Below are 13,154 nucleotides of genomic sequence, written 5' to 3'. Positions count from 1 at the left end.
GCTAAGCGAGGCCGTACCATTGCTTAGCGTTTAATGAAAATAGCGCCGCCTTTTGATGTTCACAAAGCGGCGCTGTCATATTAAGAAAGCCTTGCCACAGTGCTTCATAGGGCATGCGCCACTGACAAAGTGGATAGTTGCTTGCAAACATTAACTGCGCCACGCCTACCGTATTAACTAGCGAATTAAAAAGAGGTTGGGCACGCCGCCACTGCCAGTTGCGGTTTTGCATTTCTAGCCCAGAGAACTTAAATATTACCTGCTTGGTTTCACTTAAGTGGTGAATATTCTGCTGCCAATGCTTAAATGCCAAGCTATTGAGTTCAACAGGCGCCACTGCGCTATGGTTAATGGCTACCCGTAACCTAGGGTAGGTTTCAAGTATGGCAAGTAGCGCTTTTACAGCGCCCCTACCGGCCAAGTTAAACTGAGCTTCAAAGCTTAACCCTTGGGCAGCCATATACCCTAACCCCCACTTTACCTTTGGTGAGGTCAAAAGCGCGTGGGCGTTTTCGTCTAATATATGGCGAAGGCCGCAAACCGAACCGTAGTTTTTCAACGTATCAATGAGGCTGCCAGCGCGCATAGAGGTTAAATCTATACTCGCAATAGAACGAAAAGGCAGTGAGCAATGGCGCATTAGAAAATCGATTTCTCGCCAAGGGCGTTCGTTGTCAAACCCCGCTTCAATGTGAACAAACCCTGTAAGCTTGCCCTTTGAAGCGCGACGTAAATGATGCTCGTAAGTGCTTTTTGCGATGACATCTTTATCTGGCCAAAACGGCGGGTTGTTCGGCTTTAACCAGTGGTAATCGCCTTCTTGTAAACCAAATAAATGAACATGTGGGTCAATCCAAGAATGTGTTGCAGCGCTCACGTTTACCTTACCTCTTGTTAGTTATTATTGCGCTGTGTAGCCGCCATCGACCGCGTACAAACTTCCTGTAATAAACGACGCTTTATCACTACACAAGAAATAGGTGAGCTCGGCCACATCTTCTGGCTGACCTAAGCGACCGATGGGCTGCGCAGCGGCTTCTTCTGCCACCACCTCGTTTTTATCAGCGCCAGAGCGTGATACATAGTTATCGATAGCATTGTGAAAAAGGGGGGGCGTTTCAATTGTGCCGGGGCAAACCGCGTTCGCTCGAATATTAAAGCTCGCATAATCCAGTGCTGTAGTTTTAGCTATCGACGCGAGTGCTGACTTTGTTAACCCATAGGCAAATGAATTACGCTTTCCAACAAAAGATTGATCGGACCCCATTACCACAATGGCACCGTTTCGCTGGTCTTTCATGGTAGGTAAACAAGACTTAATAGCGGCGTAGGCGCCTTTCACATTAAGATTGAGTACCTTATCAAGCAAGGCTTCGTCAGTATCTTCGATAGTGGCAGAAACGTGCATTCCCGCATTGCACACTAGTGCGTCAATACGCTTATACGTTATCAAGACCTCGGCAATTGCCGCTTCCACGTTGCTAACCACGCTTACGTCGCAGGGCTTCCACGTTGTGTTAGGTAGCGCGTGTTCAAAGTCTCTGATATCAAGATTAATCACCTGGTAGCCATTTTCACTAAAAAGCTTACATACCGCATGCCCTATCCCCAAGCTTCCGCCTGTTACAATACACACAGGACGTGTGGCGTGTTTATACGTTCCATTATCAGTGCTCTCAACCGCGCTTGAAGTTACATCTTGTGATGACATGTCGTTGTGTACCACGCTCTTTTTGTTGCATTTAATAAAGTTCGCCTAAGCATGCCAGTGCCAATTAGAAATGCAAGCTAACTTAGCGCAAGCACGTATGCCCTCTTTATTCTCCCTGACACCTCTTACATTCACTGCTACAAACATAATACAAATTTATTATTAACTTTCCTTTAACGGGCTATTCCGACTACGCTTTTTGTGACTATAATAGGCAAAATTAAAACACTTGTTTGAAAAAGGAGTCATCCATGCCTCTGTACCATGCCCCAACAACTGATTTTCAGTTTTTATTAAAAGATTGGCTTGGACTTGATGCCCACTACCAAAAGCTTGGCATAGCCGATTTTGATAGCGAATTGGCGAATGAAATTATTGCTCAAGGTGCCAAGTTTGCATTAGATGTAGTTGCCCCTTTAAACCGTGAAGGCGATGAAGAAGGCTGTAAGTTAGAAGACGGGAAAGTAACCACGCCAAAAGGCTTCGCTGATGCCTATCAAGAATACGTAGCCAATGGCTGGAACGCCATGCTAGGGGTAGCCGAGTATGATGGCCAAGACCTACCTTACACGATGGCTGTGCCTGTTCACGAAATGCTAAATGCAGCAAACCTAAGCTGGCGTTTAACCACCATGCTTACAGAAAGCGCTACCCTTGCGGTAACCAAGCATGCTAGCAAAGAACTTAAAGATATTTATCTTGCCAAACTGATTAGCGGTGAATGGACAGGTACCATGAACCTTACCGAGCCTCATGCGGGAACCGATCTCAGTTTACTTAGTACCAAAGCTGAGCCACAAGGCGACGGCAGCTATATGATCACGGGTAACAAGATATTTATCACGGCTGGAGACCAAGACTGGAGCTCGAACGTTATTCACCTTGTGCTTGCCCGCCTTCCCGATGCGCCCAAAGGGGTAAAAGGAATAAGTCTTTTCTTAGTACCTAAGTTCCTGCCAGATGCGAACAATGAACCAGGTGAAGCAAACACCCTGTCCGTGGGCAGTATTGAACACAAAATGGGAATTAAAGCGAGCCCTACTTGCGTGATGAATTTTGACGGCGCTAAAGGTTACTTGGTGGGTGAAGAAAACCAAGGTCTAGCCTGTATGTTCACCATGATGAATGACGCGCGCTTCCAAGTGGGCCTTCAAGGTTTAGGGGCTGCAGAAGCGTCTTACCAGGGTGCCCTGACTTATGCACGTGAACGTGTGCAGTCTCGCGCGCCTCAAGGTATTCAAAATCCAGACGGCAAAGCTGACCCTATTGTCTTTCAACCTGACGTAGCTCGAATGCTGCTTACTCAAAAGTCTCTGATAGAAGGCTGCCGCGCCCTTTCGCTTTTTTATGCGAAGTTTATGGACGTTGAGAAGCTCGGTGAAGGGCAAGAAAAAGAAGATGCAGAGAAGATTCTGCAATTCTTAACGCCAATCTGTAAAGCCTTTATGACCGATATGGGCCTTGAAACCACAAGCTTAGGTGTTCAAGTGTTCGGTGGCCACGGCTTTATTCGCGAGTGGGGAATGGAGCAGCTTATGCGTGATGTGCGCATTGCTATGCTTTATGAAGGAACTAACGGCATTCAAGCGCTTGACCTAATAGGCCGAAAGCTAACCCGCGACGGTGGTCAAATGATGGAAGCGACCTATAAGGCATTCTCTGCTTTAGTTGGCGATATACAAGACAGCGAAGCGAAAAATCTTGCGCAAGGCATCCTTGATGATTGGCGCGCCTCTTCTGCTGATTGCTTAGGTATGGATGCGACTACGGCAGCTTCAGCAGCCTGCGATTATCTAGCTTACAGCGCGTATTCACTCATTGGCGTACTTTGGTACAGTATGGCTGACAAAGCTCAGCATGTCGGCAATGCAGTGCTCGCGGCATCGAAGATGAAAACTCGTGATTTCTACATGGAGAGAATTCTTGTACGTCGCGATGCTCACAAAGCCGCATATAAAGCAGGCCCAGAAAGTACCCTCGCCGTTTCAGGTAATGAGTTTGATTACCTTTAAAATATAACAGCTAAGCTCGGCTTATCTACTTCTGATAAGCCGAAGGCACAAAAAAGGTCACTTCATTGAAGTGACCTTTTTTATTGCCTTAAGTCTCTGCTTGCAATATGCTCTGCAGCTGCCCTAATTCGTTGCGGCAACTTGCGTAGAAAAAGTATCGGAAAACCAGTCATTCAACATGGCTTTCTCATAAGATAAGGACTCTGTTCGGTTGCGACGAATATTCGACTCCATAAAATCCATATCTTTAAGCTTCACACCTTTTGCACTTAAAAATCACCTTGCCATCTTCGCTGGCTAACGTGTAGCTAAAGGTCATGCGCGGTATATCGATGCGTTTGATAATGCGAACGTCGCTTCCCGCACCTGAGCCAAAGCCGACAAACTGGCTCGGCCATACCTGTCCGGCAAGGTCTACATTAGTCACTGTCATAGAGAGCACTTGTGATTCCGGTAAGCTACTCGCTAGCTCTGCAATATGGGACTCAAGCTCTTCTAACGTGCGTTCGCGAAAACGTTTGCGCGATTCATTGGTTGGCCTTACATCGCTGTAAGATTCAGGCTCTTCCCACGTAATGTTGACTTCCGCTGCCTGGGAGGGAGCAAGAGCCGCTAGTAAACCTACTGCTGCGGCGCAACTCAAACAAGAAAAAGTACGTAGTTTATTCACTTTTATGCTCCTAAATTCAGTCGATTCGACCATAAGTTAGCAAGCTTTAAAAATAGTTTGTCCGAACTATAATCGCCCTGCGCACTACACACCTACAGAGTTAAACTTAGGTTAGTTTTGCTTGGCGACCTGCATAACCGGTGACTGCTTGATGATTAGGCAAAGTTGAGCGCGTTTAGTTCCCGTAAAATTTGGGTTTATGTCGTCATTTTCACAATAGGTAAGGTAGAAGCGCTTCACACTGGCACTGCTAACCGTTATTTGCTTCACGTAGGTTTGCTGATAGGGCTTCAGCGGGCTTAACTCAATATTAATTTTATCCTGCAGGCTTCCTAACTCTTTGCGTTCTGGCAAGGTAGAAAAAGCCACAAGCCAATCTGACACTGAGTGTTGGATATCCTCAAAGAGGTACTGAACAAACGGGGATCGCAGTACCAAAACCAGAACGATTATTTCAGCCGCGATAATAAAGAACCTTAACATAACTTCCCAGTTAACGTTGACGCACGTTTTAAACAAATAGCTTCAAGTTACACACAACTTAAAAACAGATCACCTAACTTCTTTTTGCCAAATTCCATTTTAGAGTAAGTCTAATGTACATGATTTAGACAGTATTTGACCATAATATTGTCGCCGATATTAATGGCTTACGGGTTTATCTGTAAATACGACAATCTATACTCATGTATAGTAGTACGCATCTAGAACGATTTTCACGAGCTGTATAAAAGTGTTTACGGTTAAACGAGAAATCAACGCGTTACGCTATGTCATTCGTGAAATTTCTAAACTTTCAGTATTGACTGAAAGTCCTAAAAGTTAGATCATACGCCCCATTATTGATCTATATTAAATACGATGTTGAGATCGCAGTTATACTGCGCAGGCAGTTCGCTACATCTACATAAGGTTAAGCTATGAATGAAAAAATACCGGTAAAGACCGTTACGCCGGTAAAAGTGCATAAGCCGAAAGGTAGTGCAGAGGGTAAGCGCCATGATTCACGCAGCCGTATTTATGTGCGCGCCGTTCAGGGGCCTCTTGAAACCTTCAGACGTTTCTTTGGCCTTTTCTTTTTGGCCTTGTTTGCCGTTATTCCATGGATTCAATACAACGGCCACCAGGCGGTTCTACTAGATATTGGTGAGCAGCGGTTTACTATTTTCTCGCTTACTTTGTGGCCTCAAGACCTTACTTTATTAGCCTATATATTCATTGTTTCGGCCTTTGCACTTTTCTTTGTGACAACCTTTGCAGGGAGAGTGTGGTGTGGCTTTATGTGCCCACAAACCACGTGGGTTTATATCTACACGTGGTTTGAAGAGAAATTCGAAGGCCCACGCAATAAGCGCATAGCGCTTGATGCGCGTAAAATGGACGTAGATAAATTTCTAAGGAAAACAGCCAAACACACAGCGTGGGTAATAGTTGCCTTGCTTACTGCCTTAACTTTTGTGGGTTACTTTACCCCCATTGGTGCCTTATTTATTGACTTTGCTACCTTTGACACAAGCTTTTGGGCGGGCTTTTCGGTTATTTTCTTTGCAGTCTGTACCTATGGTAACGCGGGTTATATGCGAGAAATCATGTGTACTCATATCTGCCCTTATGCCCGCTTCCAGTCAGCCATGTTCGACAAAGATACCTTCACTGTATCTTACGACGCAACTCGAGGTGAGCAGCGCGGGCCGCGCCCCCGGAAACTTAGTCACGAGCAGGTAAAAGAGAAAGGCTTAGGCGATTGCATTGATTGCAACCTGTGCGTACAAGTGTGCCCCACTGGCATTGATATTCGTAACGGCCTTCAATACGAGTGCATTAACTGTGGTGCCTGTGTCGATGCCTGTAACGGCGTTATGGATAAAATGGGTTACCCCAAAGGCCTGATTAGTTTTACGTCAGAAGAAGAACTGGCTGGCGGTAAAACGCACGTTTTACGCCCTAAGCTGATTGGCTATTTTGTAGTGCTTATCGTTATGACAGGCTTACTATTTGCCAACATTTGGACGCGAAGCCCCACCGAGGTGGACATTATTCGCGACAGAAACTCGCTATACCGTGAAACCAATGAAGGCCTGATAGAAAACGTATATACCATTAAGGTTTTAAATAAAACTCAGCAAACCCAAACCTACACTATTGCAGTGAAAGGGCTACCTGATTACGAATACATAGGTGAGCAAACGGTTACGGTTGTCGGTGGTACGGTTTACAGTACACCGATTTCAGTTGCAACCGACGCCTATAATCTGGAAGATACGGTTACCGATATTTTTATCAGTGTAACCACCACAATTGATGGAGAAACGGTTACGGTTGATGAACCAACGAAGTTCCTTTATCGATGACAGATTTTTCTTTCTCTGGGCTTAGCCCAGATACCATATTAGATGCCCTGGAAAGCCAGGGCATTTTTCTTCAAAGCGGCTTGTTAGCGCTTAACAGCTATGAAAACCGGGTTTACCAATTTCTTGCCGAAGATGGCAAGCGTTACGTTGCCAAGTTCTATCGCCCAGGCCGCTGGAGCGACACTCAAATCAGCGAAGAGCATGAGTTTGCTCAAGAACTTATAGAGAATGAAATTCCCTTGGCCGCGCCTACTGCCATAAACGGCAGTACGTTGCACCATCACAAAGTAGGTGAGACCGACTACCGCTTTGCGCTGTTTCCCTCTGTTGGCGGCAGACAATTTGAAAATGATAACCTTGACCAACTCGAGTGGATGGGCCGCTTTATAGGTCGCATTCATCGTGTCGCTCATTCCAAAGCATTTACTTCTCGCCCTTCCATTGATGTTGAAAGCTATCTCAACGAGCCAAAACAAGTGCTCGAGCAAAGTACTTTGCTACCTGATCATTTAAAAACCGCATTTTTTGCCATATTAAATCCCGTCATTTCTGCCACCAAAGAAGCGTATAAGCCCACCACTTCCATTCGCTTACACGGCGACTGTCACCCGGGTAATATTTTATGGCGAGACGGCCCGACATTTGTCGATCTTGACGACTGTCGTATGGGCCCAGCCATTCAGGATTTATGGATGATGCTAAGCGGCGACCGTCAACAGCAGCTTTTGCAGCTTGATACCTTAGTTGAAGCTTACGAGGAGTTTCACACCTTCGACACGTCGCAACTTCCGCTTATCGAGCCCCTTCGCGCCATGCGTATGGTGCACTATATGGCGTGGCTATCAAGACGCTGGGAAGACCCCGCGTTTCCCCGTGCGTTCCCTTGGTTTGCAGAAGATAAATATTGGGAAGGACAAATTCTTGCATTAAAAGAGCAGCTATCTGCGCTTCAAGAGCCTTCATTAAAATTGGGCTATTAGCCCATTTAACACGTGCTTTTTCACTACGCCTTTTCGCAGTGTATTAAAGACAACGAAAAGGCGTAAGGTATAAAAAACTGTATTCGCTATCAATTTTTAACTTCTATATAATCGCCCACGCGTAGGTGCCCTTGTTTATCAACCGATGACGACGATAACTAGGGTTAAACGGGAAATCAGTGGAAAACTGATGCTGCCCCCGCAACGGTAAACTCAACGCTATGTCGTTTTCTTTTCATACGCCACTGTCTTTTGTAAGTGAGCGCGCTTTTGCGCTAGCAAACACTATTAGATGGGAAGGCAAAAGAGCTATCACTTTAAATGTGACGGTGAGTAAGCCCGGATACCGGCCTGTGCCTCACGGTGTCGTTTGCTTGTAGCCTCAAAATTAGCAAATAGAACGCTTCCCTTAAACATGTGCTCGGGCGGAGTGCATCAAAGAAAATATAAAAAACCATGCATATATATTTTAATAAAGCAGCGCTAAGTGCTGCGGTTCTCTCGTGCTTAAGCACACCTGCTTACTCTCAAACGCTCAACCAAGATATTGAAACGCTTACCGTAACCGGAACGCGTTTGCCCATATCGTTAACGAAACTTCCCGGCTCTGTTTCAGTACTCACCGAAAGCGATATACAAGCTTCAGGTGCACTGCAACTAACCGATCTTATTCGCGGTTTGCCGGGCGTTAGCCTAGCTCAATCTGGTAGCCCAGGCGGCTTAACTGAAGTGCGCGTTCGCGGAAGCGAAACCAACCATTTACTTATTTTAATTGATGGCGTTGTATCTAACGATATAGGTCAAGGCAGCCTCGTTGACTTGGCCCACCTAACCAGTGCCAATGTGGTGCGTATTGAACTGCTTCGCGGCCCTCAAAGCGCCCGCTGGGGCAGTGGTGCAATTGGTGGCGTGCTGAGCATTACAACAAAGTCGGGCCAATTTGCAGCCAATGAGTCACACGTTGATTTCTCTGCAGCAGCAGGGACACAAGGCACGCTACAAGGCAGTATGAATGCCCGCTCTCAAAGCGATAATGTGGGTGTGTCTGCCTATGCTAGCTATATCCGTACCGATGGCGATAATGTTTCGCGCGTAGGCAATGAAGATGACGGTTACGATAACATGACCGCTGGTCTTAACCTTAACTACGCTGTGTCTAATGAGCATACGCTAATTGCTAATTTGCGTACCGTGCACTATGAAAACGACTACGACGGCACTGACTTTGCTGTTACCGGCTTACCAACTGACACCGATAATGTGACCGACGGCGCACAACTTAGCGCTAAATTACGCTGGGAGTTTGCCCCAAACAATACGCAATATCGTTCTGCATTATGTGCACACTACCGAAAAGACGAGAATGACAATACCGAATCAGGCGTTGACGCCGGCGGTACAACTGGGGAGCGTATTGAGTTAAATTGGACAAGCTTTTACACCATTAAAAAGTGGGATTTTGCTGGCGGCGTTGAATACCTACAGCGACTGTTCGACCAACGCGGCCCCATCAATTTTGGCGATCCTAATCAAAAGCAGCACGACAATACGTACAGCGTTTTTGCAGAATCTAACGGTCAATTAACCGAGTCTTTAACGGCTACGTTAAGCGCCCGTTATGACAACAACAGCGAGTTTGATAATGCACTTAGCTATCGCGGCGGGTTAAGCTGGCAATTAAATAACCACTACACGCTGTTTACCAGCTATGGAAGCGCGGTTAAAACGCCTACTTTTACAGAGCGCTTTGGCTTTTTCCCAGCCAGCTTCGTTGGCAACCCCAACCTAGAACCTGAAACTAGTGAAGAGTGGGAAGTAGGTGTTAAAGCTAATTGGAAGAAGGTTACGGGTCAGATTAGCGTCTATACTGCCGACTTAGAGGATGAGATAAACGGTTTCGTTTTCGTCACAGACGCTGGCGCATTTAGCGCCGACAACATTGACGGCGAAAGCGCTCGTGAAGGGGTAGACGTAGAGCTTAACTGGAACAGTGGCTATGGTGACATTACTGCTGCTTACAGCTATTTAGACGCAGAGCAAACAGATAATGGCGTTACCACCACAGAACTTCGCCGTGCGCGTCATCAAGGCTCACTCACCTATACCACAGACTTTGGAACAGATGCATTCAGCTTGTACACGAAGCTGGCTTATACGGGTAGCCACTATGATACCTTCTTCCCGCCGTTCCCTGAGCCATCGCAGACACTAGCGCTGTCGGCCTACACGCTGGCAACGGTCAACCTTAGTTATCAGATTGATGCTAAATGGCAGGTTTCACTAAAGGTCGATAATGCCTTTGATACCGACTATGAAGATATTGTGGGCTACGCCGGTCAAGAGCGCCGGGCGCTCCTGTCAGTTAACTACAGCATGTAGGAAACTCCACTTTTCCACAATCACAAAGGCTATATCCAGCGGTATAGCCTTTTATTTTTTGCTAGGCTAGATTGCGATTGAAAACACACAAGCCAAGCGCGATTGAAAACACGTAAGCCACGTGTCATGTTGCCACGTGAGTACCCAAAAAACCTCGATACCCGCCTTAATTCATCTTTTGTTCAGTTTGGTACTTTTACACTTACATCCTGTAAAACCTAACTCACACGTTGAAATCTGCGTTCGCACCGTACCGGTTATTACAAGAGTTTGTATGAAACGGCAGCCATTCGCGTGGCACGCTGGGCTTTGAATCTCGTTTTTTGGTGAGCTTATCGCGTATAAGGTTTTGAAGAACAACAGAACCTAGTTAAGCGAACAATGCTGTGATAATCTCATCACCGATAATATTTTTGAACATAGGATCATATTCCATGAAAAAGTTTGCAGTAATGTTTGTCATGGCAATGCTTTTGCCATTAACGGCCTGTGCACAAGAGCCAGCGTCTAAATGGAAAGAAGGTACGCACTACAAAGTACTTGATAAAGAAGCCACAGATAAGCCAGTAATTACTGAGTACTTCTCGTTTTGGTGCCCACACTGTTTCCAGTTTGAGCCTATCGTTGCGCAAATTAAAGAAAAGAAAAGCGACGGAACCAAGTTCAACAAAGTGCACGTAAACTTTATGCGTTTTACTGGCCCTGAAGTGCAGGACGATGCAACGAAAGCCATGCTTATTGCCCGCGCTATGAAGCAAGAAGATGCCATGAACAAAGCCATCTTTAACTACATTCACAAACAGCGCGCGTCAATTACCGGCCTAAAAGACCTTCGTAACATCTTCGTTGTAAATGGCGTAGACGGTGAAGAGTTTGATAAAATGGCAAAAAGTTTTGGCGTAAACAGCATGCTGCGTAAAAATCAGCAGCAGATTGACGAATACCGTGAGCACTTAACGGGTGTGCCAAGCTTCATCATTAACGGTAAATATCAGCCAACATTCACCGCTGACATGTCATTTGATGACATTGCTGATTTAATCGTGTGGCTATCAGAGCAAAAGTAATTACGCCATTCGTATCTACATCAATTAAACACATTATGGGCGCTTAAGCGCCCATTTTTATGTCTTGGAGAACCCAATGCACGCAGTAAGTGACTTTGCTGATTTCATATGTGAGCTAGACCATTTAAAAGCCGTTAAAAGGCAAATAACGCTACCTTGTGATAACTATCGCCAGGAAAACTCAGCCGAGCACAGTTGGCACGTGGCACTAATGGCAAACATGTTAAGCCAGTACGCCGCTAAGCCCATTGATGTCAGTCGGGTTATTCGCATGATCCTTATTCACGATATCGTTGAAATAGACGCCGGTGATATGTTCGCTTTCAATCACCAAGCCGACCACGATGAACAAGCAGAAAAAGAACTAGCAGCGGCTAAACGAATCTTTGGCTTGCTTCCAAGCCCACTAGATAGCGAAATGCTTTCCCTTTGGCTTGAATTTGAAGCAGCGGAAACCGCCGATGCTGAGTTTGCTAAAGCGATGGACCGTGTACTTCCCGTGTTTCAAAATATGAAAGACAATGGCGGTAGCTGGAAGCGGCATAATATTGCAAGAGAGAAAATAGAAAAGCGAAACGCGCATCTTAAAACCTGCGCCCCCGCCCTATGGGATTATGTTTTACAGCAGCTTGATATCGCGGTTGAAAACGGCTGGCTAAGCAATTAACAAGCAATGTTAATATCACTATAGCCAGCGTATTTATTCATGGTGTGGAGAGCTAACACAAACAGCGTTGTTAGCACGGGGGGATAATCTTAAAAACGTGTCCCCACCCACATCCAGAAGCGGTTCGCGTCTACTTTAATATCGCCTGCATCATAAGTACCGTACTTGATGCCAAAGTTATATTTACCTGCAAATTTCTTCGTATATTGAACATTAATTTCGCTACCTAAATCGTCTACCCCGTTGCTACTGTCATCGGCAGTGAAGTCGTGGTAGGCCAATAGCCACTTACCACCAGCAAGGCCACCTGATAGGGAAAACTTGAGGTCTTTTAGCCCCTGCGCAGGTGTACCTAGGAATTGATCGGTCCAACCATTGAATTTATGCAACGTGGCCAGCGGTGTCGAGAACCCATATTGGCCGTCATCTGAACCCAGAATCTCGTAATCAACTTTAGCCGTTACGCCAGAAAAGCTGGCAGCTAAATAGGCATTAAGATATGACGCATCAAAATCCGTCGCGGTTTCACCAGCGCCCGATTCACTTGACTGAGTGGCAAACTCAGCCCCATACGCCCAATTAACCTTTTCACCTTTCGTTTTCCCGTCGTAACTGACGCCATAAGTATCGAGTGCATTATCAGTATCACTATCGATTTCGAGTAAGTACGCATAACCCACGAACTTACCTATTTTAGAGGTGTAGGTGGCGTGTAAGATATGGTCTTTAGAGTCTAAATCTGCCGCTTCGGCAAAGATGCGATTGCGTTTGTAAAGGTAGCTGTAGAAAAGCGATAAATTCTCTGATGCAGCATACTTTGCACTCACTGCATCAAAGGTTTGGCGGTCTTGTCGCCAGCCAACGTGGCCCACAAAGCGATGGTCGTCTAAGGTAATAACTTGACGACCTACCTTTGCAGTGAAGTTATCCGCTTTATATTGAATAAACGCTTGGTCGACTTCAGTTGTTTCGGGGTCAGCAATAACCGAGTATTCGCCCACGTTAAAGCCCGTTGGGCCCACAGTAAATTCATCTTGGCCTAATACGATACGACTATCTTCAACCTCTGCGGTAAAGGAAAAGCCGTTAATGCTGCCCGAACTAAAGCCTAATCGCGTGCGCAGCGTTAATGCGCTGGCATCTTCTAGTGCATTATCTTGCTCTACAGACTCATAACGCAAGTTCAAATCGGCCCACGCAGTTGCGTCGCTTAGCGCAGTGTGAATATCATCGGCCATGGCGCTTGTACCTATCAGCGTAATGACAGAGGTAGCGAGTATTTTCATTCCAAAGTTTCGTGACGAGTTCATGTGTTTT

10 protein-coding genes, 1 pseudogene and 1 riboswitch are annotated in these 13,154 nt (G+C 45.9%); of the genes and pseudogenes, 6 read left to right on the top strand and 5 right to left on the bottom strand.

The window, feature by feature from the left end; genetic code table 11:
• Nucleotide 1 precedes the first annotated feature (1 nt).
• Together ACX5J7_RS04345 and ACX5J7_RS04340 are read right to left on the bottom strand one after the other, a co-directional pair.
• Nucleotides 2-877: an amidohydrolase family protein gene (locus ACX5J7_RS04345; RefSeq protein WP_015066212.1), complete on the bottom strand. Its 876-nt coding sequence runs from the start codon at nucleotides 875-877 to the stop codon at nucleotides 2-4.
• Between the two features lie 24 nt (nucleotides 878-901).
• Nucleotides 902-1,711 (bottom strand): SDR family NAD(P)-dependent oxidoreductase, encoded by an 810-nt coding sequence (locus tag ACX5J7_RS04340; protein ID WP_498706229.1) that lies wholly within the window; start codon nucleotides 1,709-1,711, stop codon nucleotides 902-904.
• A 251-nt stretch (nucleotides 1,712-1,962) separates the two neighbouring features.
• On the opposite strand from ACX5J7_RS04340, the gene ACX5J7_RS04335 reads away from it, so the two are divergent.
• Nucleotides 1,963-3,723, top strand: a complete 1,761-nt coding sequence (locus tag ACX5J7_RS04335; protein WP_012518236.1) for an acyl-CoA dehydrogenase family protein — start codon at nucleotides 1,963-1,965, stop codon at nucleotides 3,721-3,723.
• 123 nt (nucleotides 3,724-3,846) lie between these two features.
• Here the strand turns inward: ACX5J7_RS04335 and ACX5J7_RS04330 are convergent.
• Together ACX5J7_RS04330 and ACX5J7_RS04325 are read right to left on the bottom strand one after the other, a co-directional pair.
• Nucleotides 3,847-4,393 (bottom strand): annotated as a pseudogene (locus ACX5J7_RS04330) (DUF3016 domain-containing protein).
• Between the two features lie 111 nt (nucleotides 4,394-4,504).
• Nucleotides 4,505-4,777, bottom strand: a complete 273-nt coding sequence (locus ACX5J7_RS04325) for a hypothetical protein (RefSeq protein ID WP_012518238.1) — start codon at nucleotides 4,775-4,777, stop codon at nucleotides 4,505-4,507.
• A gap of 536 nt (nucleotides 4,778-5,313) precedes the next feature.
• Here ACX5J7_RS04325 and ccoG point away from each other — a divergent pair.
• The 5 genes from ccoG (at nucleotide 5,314) to ACX5J7_RS04300 (ending at nucleotide 11,837) form a co-directional block, all read left to right on the top strand.
• The gene (gene ccoG, locus ACX5J7_RS04320; RefSeq protein WP_474375784.1) at nucleotides 5,314-6,744 is read left to right on the top strand and encodes a cytochrome c oxidase accessory protein CcoG; all 1,431 of its coding nucleotides are present in this window, start codon (nucleotides 5,314-5,316) and stop codon (nucleotides 6,742-6,744) included.
• On the top strand, nucleotides 6,741-7,724 hold the full coding sequence (locus ACX5J7_RS04315) for a serine/threonine protein kinase (protein ID WP_498706228.1): 984 nt from the start codon (nucleotides 6,741-6,743) through the stop codon (nucleotides 7,722-7,724). Before ccoG ends, ACX5J7_RS04315 begins: the two co-directional genes overlap by 4 nt.
• Before the next feature lie 106 nt (nucleotides 7,725-7,830).
• Nucleotides 7,831-8,093, top strand: a riboswitch (cobalamin riboswitch).
• An 87-nt stretch (nucleotides 8,094-8,180) separates the two neighbouring features.
• Nucleotides 8,181-10,103: a TonB-dependent receptor plug domain-containing protein gene (locus ACX5J7_RS04310; RefSeq protein ID WP_474375786.1), complete on the top strand. Its 1,923-nt coding sequence runs from the start codon at nucleotides 8,181-8,183 to the stop codon at nucleotides 10,101-10,103.
• Between the two features lie 434 nt (nucleotides 10,104-10,537).
• Nucleotides 10,538-11,170 (top strand): thiol:disulfide interchange protein DsbA/DsbL, encoded by a 633-nt coding sequence (locus ACX5J7_RS04305; protein WP_012517252.1) that lies wholly within the window; start codon nucleotides 10,538-10,540, stop codon nucleotides 11,168-11,170.
• A gap of 76 nt (nucleotides 11,171-11,246) precedes the next feature.
• Nucleotides 11,247-11,837: an HD domain-containing protein gene (locus ACX5J7_RS04300; RefSeq protein WP_015066206.1), complete on the top strand. Its 591-nt coding sequence runs from the start codon at nucleotides 11,247-11,249 to the stop codon at nucleotides 11,835-11,837.
• 89 nt (nucleotides 11,838-11,926) lie between these two features.
• Here the strand turns inward: ACX5J7_RS04300 and ACX5J7_RS04295 are convergent, their stop codons facing one another.
• Entirely contained in the window at nucleotides 11,927-13,147 is a 1,221-nt protein-coding gene (locus ACX5J7_RS04295; protein ID WP_287148817.1) for an alginate export family protein, read from the bottom strand.
• Nucleotides 13,148-13,154: the final 7 nt, after the last annotated feature.

The sequence above is a fragment of the Alteromonas infernus genome (genome assembly GCF_902705815.1).
Note: the sequence above shows the minus strand (reverse complement) of the source record. Positions and strands in the feature narration are given on the sequence as shown.